Here is a 15,933-nt window from a genome sequence, read left to right on the forward strand (position 1 = left end):
CTCGATCACGGCGCGCACCGCCGGGGTGCGGCGTTCATCCTCGTGCAGCGCCAGCCATTGCTGGCTGCGCAGCTCCTCGACCGGCTGCAGCCGTTCGAGGTCGGGTTCGGCGTCGCCCACGAAGCAGGGCAGCACGGCCCGGCCGATTCCGCGCCGCAGCAGGTCCAGGATCAGCCTGGGGTCGTTGCCGCGCATCACGGTCTCGGCGGCGTGCCGTTCCGCCACCCAGCGGGCCGACGGGGTGATGGCGCCGTCGCCGGTGACGCCGATCCAGCGATCGCCCAGCACGGCGCCGCGGCGGCCATAGACGGCGAAGGCGACATCGCCGGTGCGCCGTCCGGCCAGCCAGGGCTCCTCCGGCCGGCGGTTGCGGATGCCGATATCGGCCTGGCCGCGGGCGATGTCGAGCCTGGCATTGGCGGCAACGAAATCGATCGACCAGGCGGCATCGACCGGCCACAGCGCCTCGATATTTCGGGCGAGGAACCAGGAGGTCCAGGTGCCGGCCGAGATCCGCACGCTGCGGCGTGGCGACAGGCCGTCGCGCCAGCGCTCGATGCCGGTGGCCGCCGCCTCCATCTCCTCCGCCTGGGCCAGGAACTGGCGGCCCTCCTCGGTCAGGCGGTAGCCCAGGCGCTCCCGGATGAACAGGCGCTGGCCCAGGCCCCGCTCCAGCGCCGTCATGCGCCGCCCCAGCGTCGCCGGGCTCGATCCCGCCTGGCGGGCGGCGCCGCTCAGCCCTTCGCCGCGGGCCACGGCCAGGAACAGGCGGATATCCTGCCAATCGACCTGGTGTTTCATTTTTGAAAAGGCCTTTGCAGCCTCGATCGTTCCGGAAGAGCCATCTTAGCCGATATCGTCCTGGTCGAGCGTTTCTCCGATGAAAAGGATGGCGACCATGGATGCATCAACCACAGACTCCGCCGTCACGATCCCCCTGTGGGACGGGCGGGAGATCCCGCGCCTCGGCCTGGGCTGCTGGGCGATCGGCGGGCCATTCTTCGCCGGGGACACGCCGCTGGGCTATGGCGAGGTCGATGATGACCAGTCCATCGCCGCCATCCGGCACGCGCTGGATCTCGGCATCCGCTTCTTCGACACCGCCGATGTCTACGGTGCCGGCCATTCGGAGGTGGTGCTGGGCCAGGCCCTGGCCGGCCGCGACGACGTGGTGGTCGCGACCAAGCTCGGCAACCGCTTCGATCCCGTGACGAAGCAGATGGCCGGCAGCATCGATGATGGCGACCTGGCCCGCGAGACCCGCGGCGCGGTGGAGGCCTCGCTGCGGCGGCTGCAGCGCGACCGCCTCGACCTGGTGCAGCTGCACCTGAACGACTTCGCCATCGACCGGGCGGGCGAGGTGTTCGATGTGCTGGACGAATTGTGTACCGCCGGCACGATCGGCGCCTATGGCTGGAGCACGGATTGGCCGGAGCGGGCGGCCGCCCATGCCGGGCGCAACGGCTTCGTCGCCGTGCAGCACGGCATGAACCTGTTCTTCGATGCGCCCGGGATGATCGCCGTGGCCGAGCGGGAGGGGTTGGTCTCGATCAACCGGTCACCCTGGCCATGGGCCTGCTGACCGGCAAGTTCGCCGCGGGCGATGCCCTGCCGCGCAACGATGTCCGCGCCAACAGCTTCGACTGGATGGACTATTTCAAGGACGGCCGGGTGGTGCCCGCCTTCGCCGACCGGCTGGCCCGGATCCGCCACCTGCTGACCGCCGACGGCCGCACCCCGGCCCAGGGCGCGCTCGCCTGGTTCTGGGCCAAGTCGCCCCGCACCCTGCCGATCCCCGGCTTTCGCAGCGTGGCCCAGGTCGCGGAGAATGTCGGCGCGCTCGCGAAGGGGCCGCTGCCGCCGGCCGTGATGGCCGAGATCGAGCAACTGATCGACCGGGCGCCGGAAGGCGAGGCTCGGGCGCGGTGAGGCCGCGGGCCTTCAGCCGGCGTCGAGGGTGATGCTGGCCGTGCCGTCGGGCGAGGCGGAGACCCGGGCCCGGCCGCCCTTGGCAAAGGCGGCAAGATCGGACGGTGCGCAGACCACCACCGGGCAGGCCGTGCCGTAGAGCCGGCCGGCGACGATCGCGCCCATGGCGATGATCGGGTCGGCCGCCGCCAGCACCAGCGCTGCCGGCGCTGTGCCGCAGCGGATCGCCTCGGCCAGGACCGAGCTGCTGGAGCTCGACCCACGGCCGGAGGGCATCACCAGGATGCGGCCGGTGACCACCTCGCCGCAGGCCGGGTGCGACCGGTCGACCACCCGGCCGGTGGCGACATCCAGCCCGCCCCAGAAGCTCAGCGGCACGGCCCAGGCGGCGACCGGCCCTTCGGCCTCACCCTCGACCAGCGTCTTCGCGGCAATCACTTTCATGGCCCGCTCCGCACCACGCGGCCGGACGCCGCCGAGGCCAGGCAATCCTCGATCGAGCCGAAGGCGACCTCGACGCCGAGATTGCCGGGCGCGTAATGCGCCCATTTGCCCGAATTGGTCATCACCACGCCGCTGAGGTTGCGCAGCACCGAGGTGACATAGGTGCAGGTGTCGGTCAGCACGGTGATCCCCGCCGCTTCGATCCCGGCCAGCAGCCCAGCCTCGGCCAGGGCCGCATGGGTCTCCCGGCCGGTGTTGACATAGACCTCCACGCCCGGCGCCGGCCGGAAGCCGGGCAGGAGGGGGATCAGCGCCCGGAACTCGGCCGGCGAGAAATGCGGTGTCCCCAGGCTGACCGCGGCCAGCCTGGCGCCGTCGGCCGCGGTCGACAGCTTGGCCAGCGCCCGGCGCAGATCGTCCGGCCCGATCTCGATGATCTCGTCCGGCTCGTGCCCGCCCAGGGCGTCGCGCAGCGTCGGCGCCTCCGGCGTGATGCTGACGGCGTGGAACAGCGCGACCGAGCCGGAGGAGGCGGCGACGGCGCCCAGCGCCTTGAGCTGATCCTCGGATTGCGGCGGCGGCAGGCCCTCGATCACGGGCACGCGGTCGCCCGCACGCTCGCCGACGACATAGCCGGCGGCGACATACAGCGCGTCGGTCGGGTGCTGCGATGCCGGCAGGCCGCGCAGCCGGAACAGCAGCCGGCCGCGCCGGTTCTCGTCCAGATGCAGGCCGAAGGCCGGCGCCCGCCCGGTCAGGCCGCAGCACAGATCGATGAAGTCGCCATAGCGGTTGGTGCGCGCGCCGATAACCGAATTGGCGAAGACGATGGCGTTGGATTCGCCCCAGGCGATCTGCTGGCCGAATTCCGGCCGGAACCGGGTCTGGTACGGCGCGCAGGTGAAGCTCGGCTCGCAGCCCAGCGCCAGATGCGCCTCCATCAGCCGCCGGCCGGCCTGGCGCTGCGCCTCCGGCCCATGCACCAGCTCGGGGTGCAGCAGGTCCATCGACCCGACATTCAGCGTGGTCGGCACCCGAACCTTGCCGCCATCGACAGCCAGCCGCTCGACGAAATCCAGGCTGACCTGGCCGTGATACAGGCAGCCATCGACATGGGCGCCTGATATGTCGATCAGATGCGGGGCGCCGACCGCCTCGGCGAAGCGCGCCACCAGCGCCATGGCGAGGGCGGCCGCCGGCCCGGCACCGCCGCGGGCCATGTTCTGATCCTGGGCGCTCAGTCGCACGGCGGGCATCGTTTTCCCTCAATCCTTGCCGCGATCGAAGACCTTGATGTCGCTATGGCCCGGCCCGTCCGTGGCGGCAATGAAAATAGTCGCGAGGGACGATTGACGGCGCTCTCGCCACTGTTATACGGTCGTATAACAAGGCGGCCGGCAAGGCCGAGGGAGCCAGCCATGATCGAAGCGATGTCGCGGCGCGGGGACGTGCCGACCCAGGATAATCCGCAGCCGGATGACGAGGTCAGCCTGCCGGCGTGGATCTATCGCGACCCCGAATTCTACGCGGTCGAGCAGGAGGCGATCTTCCGGTCGTCCTGGCAGATCGTCTGCCATCTCAACGACATCCCGCTGGCCGGCGATTTCCACACCTTCGAATTCCTGGGCGAGACCATCATGGTCGTGCGCGGCCGGGACGGGGCGGTGCGGGCGTTCCACAATGTCTGCCGCCACCGCGCGGCGCGGCTGCTGGACGGGCCGAAGGGCAATTGCGGCAGCCGCATCGTCTGCCCCTACCACGCCTGGACCTATGAGCATGACGGCCGCCTGATCGGCATGCCGCAGCGCGCCAGCTACGGCGATTTCGACTTCGGCAGCCACGGGCTGGTGCCGGTCGATCACGAGGTGTTCTGCGGCTTCATCTTCATCCGCCTGGCCCCCGGCACGCCCAGCGTCGCCGAGATGATGGGCCCCTATGGCGAGGAGCTGGCGGCGTACCGGATCGAAGAGATGGTGCCGCTCGGCCGCGTCACCCTGCGGCCGCGGTCGGTGAACTGGAAGAACGTCGCCGACAATTATTCCGACGGGCTGCACATCACCGTTGCCCATCCCGGCCTGACCCGGCTGTTCGGCCGCGGCTACGGCGTCGAGGCGCGGCCCTGGGTCGACAAGATGTGGGGCCAGTTGCAGGACCGTCCCTCCGCCGTGCTGTCGGAACGGGCCTATCAGCACTTCCTGCCCGAGGTGCCGCATCTGCCGCCGGAGCGGCAGCGGCTGTGGACCTACTTCAAGCTCTGGCCCAACATCGCGATCGACATCTACCCCGACCAGATCGACTTCATGCAGTTCATCCCGGTCTCGCCGACCGAGACGATGATCCGTGAGATCGCCTATGTCCATCCGGACCACCGGCCCGAGATGAAGGCCGCGCGCTACCTCAACTGGCGGATCAACCGTTCGGTCAGCCTCGAGGACAAGACGCTGATCGACCGGGTCCAGGCCGGTATGGGGTCGTCCAGTTACACCGTCGGCCCGCTCGGCTCCACCGAGGTCTGCCTGCGCAGCTTCGCCCGCGCCATGCGCCGGCTGATCCCGGAAAGCCGGCTGCACCGGCCCCCGCCGCCGGGCTGGAGCCTGCGCCGCACCGCATCGGACGCGCCCGCCTTTGCGGCGGAGTGACGACCCCCTGACCTATGCGGGCCCGCCGCGGCCCGCCATCCGGCGAGACTTCATGGCGAACACTCAGGTTTTCGACGTCGCGATCATCGGCGGGGGCCATAACGGGCCGGTCTGCGCCGCCTATCTCGCCGCAACCGGTCTGAAGGTGACGGTGCTGGAACGCCGCAAGGTGGTCGGCGGCGCCGCGGTGACGGAGGAATTCCATCCCGGCTTCCGCAACTCCGTCGCCGCCTACACGGTCAGCCTGCTCAACCCGAAGGTCATCCGTGACCTCGACCTGCCGGGCCACGGCCTGAAGGTGGTGGAACGGCGGCTGGCCAATTTCCTGCCGGTGGATGAGAGCCGCTACCTGCTGTCCGGCCCGGGCCGGACCAAGGCGGAGATCGCCAGGTTCTCGGCCCGCGACGCCGAACGCTACGATGCCTATGGCGACCGGCTCGACGTCATCGCCGACGTGCTGCGCGACATCGTGCTGCGCACTCCGCCGAATGTCGCCAGCGGCGGCTGGTCCGGCGCGCTGCCGGAGCTGATCAAGGCTGGCTCGCTCGGCAACCGGCTGCGCAAGCTCGACATGGTGATGCGGCGCGACCTGCTCGACCTCTTCACCAAATCGGCGACCGACATCCTGGAAGGCTGGTTCGAGACGCCGGTGGTGCAGGCGCTGTTCGGCTTCGACAGCATCGTCGGCAACTACGCCAGCCCCAGCCATGCCGGCACCGGCTATGTCCTGCTGCACCATGTGTTCGGCGAGGTGAATGGCAAGAAGGGCGTCTGGGGCCATGCCATCGGCGGCATGGGCGCGATCACGCAGGCGATGGCCAAGTCGGCGGCGTCGCGCGGCGCGGTGATCCGCACCGATGCCGGCGTGCGCGAGGTGATCGTCGAAGGTGGCCGCGCCGTCGGCGTGGTGACCGAGGCCGGCGACATCATCCGCGCCGGCTGCATCGTCTCCAACCTCAACCCCAAGCTGCTGTACGGCAAGCTGGTCGACCCGGCGGCGCTGCCGCAGGATTTCCGCGAGCGGATAGAGCGCTTCAAATGCGGCTCCGCCACCTTCCGCATGAACGTCGCGCTGTCGGAACTGCCTGATTTCACCTGCCTGCCCGGCAAGACGCTGGCCGACCACCACACCAGCGGCATCATCTTCGGCCCCAGCCTGGACTACATGGACAAGGCCTATCTCGACGCCAAGGCTGGCGGCTGGTCGAAGACGCCGATCGTCGAGATGCTGATCCCGTCGACGCTGGACGACACGCTGGCGCCGCCGGGCCAGCACGTTGCCAGCCTGTTCTGCCAGCATTTCGATCCGAAGCTGCCGGACGGCGCGAGCTGGGACGACCATCGCGAGACCGCGGCCGATTTGGTCATCGACACGGTCAATGCCTGGGCGCCGAACTTCAAGGCCTCAGTGCTGGGCCGCCAGATCAACAGCCCGCTCGACCTCGAACGCACCTTCGGGCTGATCGGCGGCGACATCTTCCATGGCGCGCTGTCGCTCGACCAGATGTTCTCGGCCCGGCCGGTGCTCGGGCATGGCGATTATCGCGCGCCGGTGCCGGGCCTCTACATGTGCGGGTCGGGCACCCATCCCGGCGGCGGCGTGACGGGCGCCCCCGGTCACAACGCCGCACGCGAAATCCTGGCCGATTTCAAAAGACGCCGCCTGAAGCGCGCGGCATGATCGATCCAACTCGAACAGCAGGCAGGCGATGGAGCGATCCTGGGACGTGATTCCCGGCGACATGCCGGGAGTCGAATGGCGGATTCCGGTGCTGCGCTTCCGCGGTCGCGGCGGCGGCCCGTCCGCCTACCTCCAGGCAGCCCTGCATGCCGACAAATTGCCCGGGGTTGCCGCCCTCGACGCGCTCTGCGCCAGGCTGCGCCGGGCCGAAGCGGCGGGCGACATCCGCGGCGACATCACCATCGTGCCCCTGGCCAACCCGATCGGGCAGCAGCAATGGCTGCATGGCGGCGGACAGGGCCGCTACGATCTCGACACGCGGATCAATTTCAACCGCGACTTCCCGCTGCTCGACCGGCCCGACCCTGCGCTGCTGCCGGGCCCCGACGCGGTGCTGCCGGCGACCGAGCGGCTGAAGGCGCGGCTGCTGGCCCTGGCGCTGCCGGCCGACATCATCCTCGACCTGCATTGCGACGATGAATCGCCGCTGTATCTCTACATCCCCGCGGCGCTGTGGCCGGCCATGGCGGATCTGGCGACGGCCCTGGATGCCGAAGCCGTGCTGCTGTGGGACGGCGACGGTGGCGGCGCCTTCGAGGATGCCTGCCTGACCCCCTATCTGCGCAGCGGCGACCTGGCCGGCCGTGCCATCTCGACGGTCGAGCTGCGCGGCCTGGGCGATGTCGATGCGGATCTGGGCGGCCGGGATGCCGACGGGCTGTTCCGCTTCCTTGCCGGCCGCGGCGTGATCGCCGGCGATCCGCCGGACCATGACTGGTCCGGGTCGGCCGTGCCGCTGGAACGGGTCGAGATGGTCAGGGCCCCGGCGGGTGGCGCCATCAGCGTCGCCCGCAAGCCCGGCGACCGGGTCGCGGCGGGCGACCTGCTGGCCACCATCCTGGTCCGGCCGGGCGAGGAGGGCGGGGCGGTGCCGGTGCTGGCGCCCCAATCCGGCGTGGTGCTGACCCGCCGGGCCCACCGCCGGACGCGGCCCGGCGACGATCTCATGAAACTGGTCTGCGGTTCGCCGAGCGCGACCGCGAGGCCCGGGCCCCTCGAACCCTGAGGGGCCGCTACCATCGAAACAAGAAACAGGGAGCGCTAGCCATCATGAACCGTCTGACCCTCGCCGCCTGCCTGGCGGTTGCGGCCCTCGCCGGCATTGCCGGCCCCGCCGTCGCGCAGGACACGGTGCGCATCGGCACCACGCCGGAATCCTACCCGCCCTACAGCTGGGTCGATGCCCAGGGCAAGCTGAACGGCTTCGAGATCGAGATCGGCGACGCGCTGTGCGCCGAGATGAAGGTCAAGTGCGAATGGGTGATCCAGAGCTGGGACGGCATCATCCCGGCGCTGCAGGAAAAGAAGTTCGACGGCATCATCGCCTCGATGTCGATCACAGCCGAGCGCAAGCAGGTCGTCGACTTCAGCGACAAGTACTATAACTCCCCGGCCGAATTCATCGGCCCCAAGAGCGAGACCGTCGACATCTCGCCGGACTGGCTGAAGGGCAACACCGTCGGTGTCCAGATCTCGACCGTCCATGCCGCCTATATCGAGGCGAAGTACAAGGACATCGTCACGATCAAGACCTATGACACGCAGGGGAATGCCAATCTCGACCTGATCGCCGGCCGGGTCGACCTGTTGCTGGCCGACGGCGTGGCGCTGGATGCTTTCCTGAAATCGGCCGATGGCACGGATTTCGAGGTCAAGGGCAAGCCCTTCATCGACCCGATGATGGGTGACGGCGTCGGCGTCGCCGTGCGCAAGGACGACACGGCCCTGCGCGACAAGTTCTCCGCCGCGATCAAGGCGATCCGCGCCAACGGCGTCTACAAGAAGATCAACGACAAGTACTTCAGCTTCGACATCTACGGCTGAGGCCGGGGGCATGGACGATCTCGTCACCCTGCTGGGCTTTGGTGAGACGGGCTGGGGGGCACAGCTCGTCGCCGGGACGATCATCACGGTCGAGATCGCGGCCGCCTCCTTCGTCGTCGGGCTGGTGTTCGGCCTGCTCGGGGCCTGGGCCAAGCTGGCCGGGCCCCGGCCGGTCCGGGCGCTCGGCAACGCCTATACGACCGTCGTGCGCGGCGTGCCCGACATCCTGATCATCCTGTTCGTCTATTACGGCGGCACCACCGCCCTGCGCGGGCTGATCGGCCTTGTCGTGCCGGGGGTCGAGGTCGAGATCGACGCCTTTGCCGCGGCGGTGGCGTCGCTCGGCTTCGTCTGCGGCGCCTATGCCACCGAGCTGTTCCGCGCCAGCATCCAGGCGGTGCCGCCGGGCCAGATCGAGGCGGCGAAGTCGCTGGCCCTGCCGCCCGCGGTGAGGTTCTTCAAGGTCGTGCTACCCCAGGCGATCCGCTTCGCCCTGCCGGCGCTCGGCAATCTCTGGGTCGTGGTGCTGAAGGACAGCGCGCTGATCAGCGTGGTCGGGATGCGCGACCTGCTGGGCATCGCTGCGACCGGGGCGGCGACCACCCGCCAGCCCTTCACCTTCTACGCCGTCGTCGCCCTGATCTTCCTGGCCCTCACCATCGTCTCGGTCGGCGTGTTCCAACTGGCCGAGCGGGCGTATGGCCGCGGCTTCCGGCGGTCATGACCATGGATTTCGACTTCATCCAGCGCATCCTGGTCAACCTGCTGAACGGCAGCGTGATCACGGTCTTCCTGGTCGTGACCACGATGATCTGCGGCAACCTGCTGGCGCTGCCCGTCGCGCTGGCGCGGGTGTCGCGCCACTGGTGGCTGAAGGGCCCGGCCTTCCTCTACATCCTGTTCATGCGCGGCACACCGCTGATCGTGCAGATGTTCATGATCTATTACGGCCTGGCCCAGTTCCCGGGCGTGCGGCACAGCTTCCTCTGGCCGATCCTGCGCGACCCCGTCTGGTGCGCCTTCATCTCGCTCAGCATCAACACCGCCGCCTATTCCGGCGAGGTGCTGCGCGGCGCGATCCAGGCGGTGCCGCGCGGCGAGGTCGAGGCCGCGCGGTCGGTCGGCATGCGGCAAGGCCTGCTGATGCGGCGTATCGTGCTGCCGATCGCACTGCGCCAGAGCCTGCCGGTCTTCGCCAATGAGACGGTGCTGCTGCTCAAGGCCAGCGCCATCGTCTTCACCATCACGGTGCGCGACCTGATGGGCGAGGCCAACATCATCCGGGCGCAGACCTTCCGCACCTATGAGCCGCTGATCACCGCGGCGCTGATCTATCTGGTCATGACCTGGATCATCGCCCGCGCCTTCGGCCTGCTCGAAGGCCGGCTCGGCCTGCACCGGCGGGCGGCGCCGTCCGCCGTGCCCGGGCGCGGCGCGGCCCCGGTGACCACGGTGCCGCTCGACGCGCGCTGAGGCGTCGCTTTGTCTGCCATGAGGGCCGGCTCCGGCAGGGCCGGCCCTTTGGCGTTTGCGCCTGAGTCGGGGCCGGCATCGCTCTCACAGTTATATCCAATTGGTTACATAGGCCCGGCCAGGCAGGCGACGCCTGGGGTCCGATAACCCATTTGACATCGCGCGACTCTCGCCAATAATAAGTAACCAAATGGTTATAACATGGCGGCGCCACCGGCGCCCGCCGGCACCAGGGGGAGGCCCGTCGATGATGGCTTTGAATCGCCGTTCGTTCCTGCAGACCTCGATCGCCGCCACGGCGGCACTCTCTCTCGGCACCGGTTCCGCCCGGGCCGACGACACCCGGCTGCGCATGGCCTGGTGGGGATCGCAGGACCGGGCCAAGCGCACCCTCGGCGTCGCCGAGCTGTACAAGCAGAAGACATCCGGCGTCGAGATCGTCGGCGAGGCGGTCAGCGGCGACGCCTACTGGACCAAGCTGTCGACCCAGATGGCCGGCCGCAACATCTCCGACATCTTCCAGCTCGAGCCGGGCACGATCTCCGACTATGCCCGCCGCGGTGCCACCATGGCGCTGGATCCGTTCATCCCCAAGCCGCTCGACGTCGATGCCTTCGGCAGCAAGATCCTCGATCTGTGCAAGGTCGACGGCAAGATCCAGGGCATCGGCCTGGGGCTGAACTCGTTCTCGATGTTCTACGACACGTCCGTCTTCGCCAAGACCGGCCTGCCGGTGCCGACGCCGGACACGACCTGGGCCCAGTTCGCCGAGCTGTCGATCGAGCTGACCAAGGCCGCCGGCAAGGACCAGTTCTTCGGCGCGCCCTACGGCGCCCGCTACGCCTATGTGCTCGATGTCTGGCTGCGCCAGCGCGGCAAGGCCCTGTTCACCGAAGAGGGACCGCTGGGCTTCGGCGTCGAGGACGCCAAGGAATTCTACGCCTACTGGGAGGACCTGCGGATCAAGAACGGCACGGTCACGGCCGATTTGCAGACCCAGGAACAGAACATCATCGAGACCAACCCGCTCAGCCGCGGCAGCTCGGCGATGGGCTTCACCTATTCCAACCAGCTGGTCGGCTACCAGGCTGTCATGCCTAACGAGCTGGGCATCACCATGGTGCCGTCGGCCGGCGGCGGCACCCCGTCCGGCCATTACTACCGGCCGGCGCTGATCTGGAGCATCGGCGCCACCAGCAAGAATGGTGAGGCGGCGGCGGCCTTCATCAACTTCTTCGTCAACGACGTGGAGGCCGGCAAGATCCTGGGGGTCGAGCGCGGCGTGCCGATGTCACCCAAGGTGCGCGAGGCGATCCTGCCGACCCTGAACGAGACCGAGCGCGCCTCGGTCGACTACGTCAATTTCCTGGCCGACAAGGTCAGCGCCTATCCGCCGCCGGTGCCGAAGGGGTCGCAGGAATTCGACCGCACCGTGCTGCGCCAGACGGCGGACCAGCTGGCCTTCGGCAACCTCACCATCGACCAGGCGGCGCAGCAACTGGTCGAGCAGGGCAACGCCCTGCTGCAGCCGAGGTGAGCCGGCTCAGGCTGGCGATCGTCGGCTGCGGCTGGGTCGCGGGATCGCAGGTCGAGCGGGGATTCGCCCAGCTGCCGGACCGGTTCGAGCTGGTCGCGGCGGCCGATGCCGACCCGGCGCGGGCGCAGGATTTCGCCACCCGCCACGGCATCCCGCGCACCGCCGGCAGCCTCGACGCCGTGCTGGCGATGCCGGAGGTCGACGTGGTGTCGATCTGCACCCCGCCGAACCATCATTTCGGTGGCATCACCGCGGCGCTGGCGGCCGGCAAGCATGTGATCTGCGAGAAGCCGTTCGTCGCGTCGCTGGCGCAGCTCGACGCCGTGCGCCGGGCCGAGGCGGAGTCGGGCCGGCGGGCGATGCCGATCTTCCAGTACCGCTTCGGCGACGGGCTGGCCCGGGTGAAGCACGTCATCGACAGCGGCCTGGCCGGCAAGGCCTATGTCTCGTCGGTCGAGACGGCGTGGCGCCGCGGCCCGGACTATTACCAGGTGCCGTGGCGCGGCAAGCTGGCGTCGGAGCTGGGCGGCGTGCTGCTGACCCAGGCGATCCACATGCACGATTTGCTGTTCTTCCTGATGGGCCCGGCCGCGACCGTCGCCGGCTTCAAGACCACGCGGGTCAACCCGGTCGAGGTCGAGGATTGCGCCGTCGGCAGCCTGGTCATGGCCGACGGCTCGCTGGCCTCGCTGACCGCCACGCTCGGTTCGGCCCGGCAGATCACCCGGATGCGCTTCTGCTTCGAGCATGTCGCCTTCGAGGTGCAGGGCGACGACAACGACGCCGGCCGCCCGGCGGAGCTGGACTGGACGGTGATCCCGGCCAGCCCGGAGGCGGGGGACCGCATCCGCCGCGCCATGGCTGGGATGCCATCGCAGAAGGCCAACTTCGCCCGGCAGTTCGAGCTGTTCCATGAGGCGCTGGCCAGCGGCGGGCCATTCCCGGTGACGCTGGACGACGCCCGCCGGTCGCTCGAGCTGATCACCGGCCTGTTCCACGCCGCTGAAACCGGCACGGTGGTCGATCTGCCGATCGGCCCCGGCCATTCCCGTTACGAGGGCTGGGTCCGCCAGCCCTGAGGAGACCGCGATGAAACGCGCCATGATCGTCTGGGGTGGCTGGGAAGGCCATGAGCCGGAACAGGGGGCTGCCTATGTTGCCGCCATGCTGCGGCACGAGGGCTTCGACGTCCGGGTCGAGGGCGACGTCAACGCCTTCGCCGACCCGGCGCTGCGCGAGATGGACCTGATCGTGCCGATGTTCACCCGCTCCGCCATTACCAAGGAGCCGCTGGACAACCTGCTGGCCGCGGTCGAAGGCGGGGCCGGCCTGGCCGGCTATCATGGCTGCCTGGCCGGGTCGTTCCGCGAGGCGGTGGCCTTCCACTTCATGACTGGCTGCCAGTGGGTGGCCCACCCCGGCAACATCATCCCGTTCCGGGTGAACGTCACCCGGCCGGATGACCCCGTGATGGCCGGGATCGGGGACTTCGACTACCTGTCGGAACAGTATTACCTGCATGTCGACCCGGCGATCGAGGTGCTGGCCACCACCACCTTCTCCGGTGAGCACGCCGCCTGGATCGACGGCGTGACCATGCCGGTGGTGTACAAGAAGCGCTATGGCGCCGGGCGGGTGTTCTACACCGCGCTGGGCCATGTGGTGCGTGAGTTCGAACACCCTGAAATGCGCGAGATCCTGCGCCGCGGCCTGCTCTGGGCATCGAAATGAGCGACACAGCTGAACGCACGCGCGGCAACCCGCTGGCCAATCGCGCCGATGTGCAGCGCCTGCTGCGCGACCTGACCACACCCTTGGACTCGGGCTTCAGCCCCGGCCGGGCGCAGATCCGGCTGGGCCTCGATTCCGCGCATTTCAACCGCAAGGCGCAGTGGTTCGAGGGCTATGCCAGGCCGCTGTGGGGCCTGGCGCCGCTGCATGCCGGCGGCGGCGGTTTCGACCTCTGGGACAAGTTCCGCGAGGGGTTGGCCAACGGCACCGACCCCGACCATCCGGAATACTGGGAGGCGGTGACCGACAGCGACCAGCGCTCGGTCGAGATGGCGGCGCTGGGCTTCGCCCTGGCCCTGGCGCCGGACCGGCTGTGGCAGCCGCTGCCGGAGGCGGCGAAGCAGCGCGCGGCGACCTGGCTCGGCGGCATCCAGTCGGTGCAGATGGCCGACAACAACTGGCATTTCTTCCCCGTCATGGCCGGGCTGGGGCTGGAGCGGGTGGGCGTCGCCATCGACACCGCGTCGCGCGACCGCCACCTGGCCCGGATCGACGACTTCACCGGCGCCGAGGGCTGGTATGGCGACGGCGCCGGCGGCTGGATCGACCACTACAACGGCTTCGCGCTGCAGTTCTACGGGCTGATCTACGCCGCCCATGCCGGCGACCGCGACCCGGTGCGGGCGCAGGCCTATCGCGACCGTGCCACCGCCTTTGCCCGTGGCTTCCGCGACTGGTTCGGCGCCGATGGTGCGGCGCTGGCGATCGGCCGGTCGCTGACCTACCGCTTCGCCATGGCCGGCTTCTGGGGCGCCCTGGCCTATGCCGGGGTCGAGGCGCTGCCCTGGGGCCAGATCCGCGGCCTGTGGGCCCGCCAGCTGCGCTGGTGGATGCAGCAGCCGATCTTCGACGCGGCCGGCCGCCTGTCGGTCGGCTATCGCTGGCCGAACTACCTGATGAGCGAGGAGTACAACTCGCCCGGCTCGCCCTATTGGGCGTTCAAGGCCTTCCTGCCGCTGGCCCTGCCGGACAGCCACCCGTTCTGGACGGCGCAGGAGGATGCGCTGGATGCGCCCGACGGCACCACGACGCTGTGCGGCGCCTCGATGGTGGTGCGGCGCAGCCGCGGCGACGTGGTGGCGCTGCCGGCCGGCCCGGTGCGGACCGAGATGCGCGGCGCGCCCGACAAATACGGCAAGCTGGCCTATTCCTCCCGCTTCGGCCTGGCCGTGGAAGGCGACCGCTGGCTGCCGCTCGGCTTCTGCGGTGACAACCTGCTGGCTGTCAGCCGCGATGGACGGGAGTTCCGCAGCCGCGGCGCCCTTGATGCGTCGACCGTGGGGGAGGGGTGGATCCAGACCACCTGGCATCCGATGTCGGGGGTTTCGGTCACGACGCTGCAATCCTTCGCCGGCGACTGGGAAATCCGACTGCACCGGATCTCGTCCGACGCACCGCTGGCCGTGGTCGAGTCCGGCCATGCCGTGCCGGCGCACAGCCGCACCCGGGGCAAGCTGCTGCAGGCCCTCGACGCCAAGGGTCCGGCGCTGCCCGGGCTGACCATCGCGGTGGCCGACGGCCATGCCTCCAGCCTGGCCGATCTCGGCGGCCTGCGCCGCGCGGTCGAGGCCGATGTCGCGCCGAACACCCATCTGGCGTTCCCGCAGGCCTCGGTCCCGGCTCTGGCCGCCCGGATCGGCGTCGGCGAGACGCTGCTGGTCACGGCCGTGCGGCCGTCCTATGGCGTGGACGCGGGCGGCTTGGCGGCCTCGCTGCCCACGGCGGAAGACGTGCGGGCGATCGCCGAAGCCGCCGGCTGGAATGTCGCCATCCTGGACTGGCTGGCGATCCCCGCCACCCTGGAGATCCGCCGCCGGCCGGTCGCAGAGTGGGAATGAGGGCCGATTAAATCCTTTCGCGTTGCCTCGCCCCGCGGCGCGGGGAGAGGTCGGGCTCGCGGAGCGAGACCGGGTGAGGGGCCGGCACGGGCGGTGGGAAAGGGCCCTCACCCGGAGGCGCAAGCGCCTCCGACCTCTCCCGCAAGCGGGAGAGGCAACGCAAAGATCTGCCTGGATTGCCGCTGTCAGCGGGAGCCGAAGATGTGCTGGGCCAGGCTGATCCGGCGCCAGTTGTCGTTGCGCTCGTTCTCGGGGGCGCGCTCGACCGTGACCCAGCCGCCCCCGGGTGGCGCCATCGCCGTCCCAGGCGGCGGGGCCGTCCCGGGCGGCGCAGTCGCCGGTGGGACGGTTGCACCAGGCGGCCCGGTGTTGCCGGGGCCGGGGTCAGGCGGCGGAGAGTCGGGCGGCACGGGCATGTCCGTCAGCGTCTTGACGACCCTGCCGTTCTCGTCGAACACCGCGCCGGTGTCGGTGTTGAGCATATAGACCTGCCCCTCGGGCAGGCCGATATCGGCGGCCGCGATCGGGCGGAAGCGGCCGAGCCCGTATGAGGTCTCCGGCCAAGGCTCGAGCTGTACCCTCGTCTCCGCCGGCCCGGCCTTCGTGGCCTCGAACCAGACGGCGGTAACGCCCACCTTGCGGCAGAACCGCAGGATCAGGGCCTCGATCGGCAGGATTGTGTCGGCCAGGTCGGTGTCGATCCGGTCGCCTTCGGTC

14 protein-coding genes and 1 pseudogene are annotated in these 15,933 nt (G+C 69.7%); 11 read left to right on the forward strand and 4 right to left on the reverse strand.

Going from position 1 to position 15,933, the window contains the following annotated elements; translation table 11 throughout:
- Positions 1–801, reverse strand: an 801-nt coding sequence (locus AC3XYG_RS24595) for a LysR family transcriptional regulator (protein WP_489142500.1), incomplete at its 3' end; no start/stop codon positions are given.
- A 97-nt stretch (positions 802–898) separates the two neighbouring features.
- On the opposite strand from AC3XYG_RS24595, the pseudogene AC3XYG_RS24600 reads away from it, so the two are divergent.
- A pseudogene (locus tag AC3XYG_RS24600) lies at positions 899–1,929 on the forward strand (aldo/keto reductase).
- A gap of 12 nt (positions 1,930–1,941) precedes the next feature.
- Here the strand turns inward: AC3XYG_RS24600 and AC3XYG_RS24605 are convergent.
- Together AC3XYG_RS24605 and AC3XYG_RS24610 are read right to left on the reverse strand one after the other, a co-directional pair.
- On the reverse strand, positions 1,942–2,373 hold the full coding sequence (locus AC3XYG_RS24605; protein ID WP_489142501.1) for an aconitase X swivel domain-containing protein: 432 nt from the start codon (positions 2,371–2,373) through the stop codon (positions 1,942–1,944).
- The gene (locus tag AC3XYG_RS24610) at positions 2,370–3,629 is read right to left on the reverse strand and encodes an aconitase X (RefSeq protein WP_489142502.1); all 1,260 of its coding nucleotides are present in this window, start codon (positions 3,627–3,629) and stop codon (positions 2,370–2,372) included. Before AC3XYG_RS24610 ends, AC3XYG_RS24605 begins: the two co-directional genes overlap by 4 nt.
- Before the next feature lie 162 nt (positions 3,630–3,791).
- On the opposite strand from AC3XYG_RS24610, the gene AC3XYG_RS24615 reads away from it, so the two are divergent.
- The 10 genes from AC3XYG_RS24615 to AC3XYG_RS24660 all read left to right on the forward strand — a co-directional run bounded on the left by AC3XYG_RS24615 (position 3,792) and on the right by AC3XYG_RS24660 (position 15,216).
- Positions 3,792–5,012 carry an aromatic ring-hydroxylating oxygenase subunit alpha gene (locus tag AC3XYG_RS24615; protein ID WP_489142503.1) on the forward strand — a complete coding sequence of 407 codons (1,221 nt, stop codon included), beginning with the start codon at positions 3,792–3,794 and terminating at the stop codon, positions 5,010–5,012.
- 52 nt (positions 5,013–5,064) lie between these two features.
- Positions 5,065–6,693: a phytoene desaturase family protein gene (locus AC3XYG_RS24620; protein WP_489142504.1), complete on the forward strand. Its 1,629-nt coding sequence runs from the start codon at positions 5,065–5,067 to the stop codon at positions 6,691–6,693.
- Positions 6,694–6,721: 28 nt separating this feature from the next.
- Positions 6,722–7,759: a M14 family metallopeptidase gene (locus AC3XYG_RS24625; protein WP_489142505.1), complete on the forward strand. Its 1,038-nt coding sequence runs from the start codon at positions 6,722–6,724 to the stop codon at positions 7,757–7,759.
- Positions 7,760–7,803: 44 nt separating this feature from the next.
- Positions 7,804–8,577 carry a transporter substrate-binding domain-containing protein gene (locus AC3XYG_RS24630; protein WP_489142506.1) on the forward strand — a complete coding sequence of 258 codons (774 nt, stop codon included), beginning with the start codon at positions 7,804–7,806 and terminating at the stop codon, positions 8,575–8,577.
- 10 nt (positions 8,578–8,587) lie between these two features.
- Positions 8,588–9,301, forward strand: a complete 714-nt coding sequence (locus AC3XYG_RS24635; protein WP_489142507.1) for an ABC transporter permease — start codon at positions 8,588–8,590, stop codon at positions 9,299–9,301.
- Entirely contained in the window at positions 9,298–10,050 is a 753-nt protein-coding gene (locus tag AC3XYG_RS24640) for an ABC transporter permease (protein ID WP_489142508.1), read from the forward strand. Before AC3XYG_RS24635 ends, AC3XYG_RS24640 begins: the two co-directional genes overlap by 4 nt.
- A 247-nt stretch (positions 10,051–10,297) precedes the next feature.
- On the forward strand, positions 10,298–11,587 hold the full coding sequence (locus AC3XYG_RS24645) for an ABC transporter substrate-binding protein (RefSeq protein WP_489142509.1): 1,290 nt from the start codon (positions 10,298–10,300) through the stop codon (positions 11,585–11,587).
- Positions 11,584–12,666 (forward strand): Gfo/Idh/MocA family protein, encoded by a 1,083-nt coding sequence (locus AC3XYG_RS24650; protein WP_489142510.1) that lies wholly within the window; start codon positions 11,584–11,586, stop codon positions 12,664–12,666. Before AC3XYG_RS24645 ends, AC3XYG_RS24650 begins: the two co-directional genes overlap by 4 nt.
- Before the next feature lie 10 nt (positions 12,667–12,676).
- Positions 12,677–13,318 (forward strand): ThuA domain-containing protein, encoded by a 642-nt coding sequence (locus AC3XYG_RS24655; RefSeq protein WP_489142511.1) that lies wholly within the window; start codon positions 12,677–12,679, stop codon positions 13,316–13,318.
- Positions 13,315–15,216: a DUF2264 domain-containing protein gene (locus AC3XYG_RS24660; protein WP_489142512.1), complete on the forward strand. Its 1,902-nt coding sequence runs from the start codon at positions 13,315–13,317 to the stop codon at positions 15,214–15,216. Before AC3XYG_RS24655 ends, AC3XYG_RS24660 begins: the two co-directional genes overlap by 4 nt.
- A 185-nt stretch (positions 15,217–15,401) precedes the next feature.
- On the opposite strand, the gene AC3XYG_RS24665 is transcribed toward AC3XYG_RS24660, so the two are convergent.
- The coding region (locus AC3XYG_RS24665) for a hypothetical protein (protein ID WP_489142513.1) at positions 15,402–15,933 on the reverse strand (532 nt) is incomplete at its 5' end.

The organism is Inquilinus sp. (assembly GCF_057815775.1).

What these genes read in the sequence shown, in the direction of transcription:
- AC3XYG_RS24605 (WP_489142501.1), bottom strand. Translation starts at nt 2,373, where the DNA reads ATGAAAGTGATTGCCGCGAAGACGCTGGTCGAGGGTGAGGCCGAAGGG.
- AC3XYG_RS24610 (WP_489142502.1), bottom strand. Translation starts at nt 3,629, where the DNA reads ATGCCCGCCGTGCGACTGAGCGCCCAGGATCAGAACATGGCCCGCGGC.
- AC3XYG_RS24615 (WP_489142503.1), top strand. Translation starts at nt 3,792, where the DNA reads ATGATCGAAGCGATGTCGCGGCGCGGGGACGTGCCGACCCAGGATAAT.
- AC3XYG_RS24620 (WP_489142504.1), top strand. Translation starts at nt 5,065, where the DNA reads ATGGCGAACACTCAGGTTTTCGACGTCGCGATCATCGGCGGGGGCCAT.
- AC3XYG_RS24625 (WP_489142505.1), top strand. Translation starts at nt 6,722, where the DNA reads ATGGAGCGATCCTGGGACGTGATTCCCGGCGACATGCCGGGAGTCGAA.
- AC3XYG_RS24630 (WP_489142506.1), top strand. Translation starts at nt 7,804, where the DNA reads ATGAACCGTCTGACCCTCGCCGCCTGCCTGGCGGTTGCGGCCCTCGCC.
- AC3XYG_RS24635 (WP_489142507.1), top strand. Translation starts at nt 8,588, where the DNA reads ATGGACGATCTCGTCACCCTGCTGGGCTTTGGTGAGACGGGCTGGGGG.
- AC3XYG_RS24640 (WP_489142508.1), top strand. Translation starts at nt 9,298, where the DNA reads ATGACCATGGATTTCGACTTCATCCAGCGCATCCTGGTCAACCTGCTG.
- AC3XYG_RS24645 (WP_489142509.1), top strand. Translation starts at nt 10,298, where the DNA reads ATGATGGCTTTGAATCGCCGTTCGTTCCTGCAGACCTCGATCGCCGCC.
- AC3XYG_RS24655 (WP_489142511.1), top strand. Translation starts at nt 12,677, where the DNA reads ATGAAACGCGCCATGATCGTCTGGGGTGGCTGGGAAGGCCATGAGCCG.
- AC3XYG_RS24660 (WP_489142512.1), top strand. Translation starts at nt 13,315, where the DNA reads ATGAGCGACACAGCTGAACGCACGCGCGGCAACCCGCTGGCCAATCGC.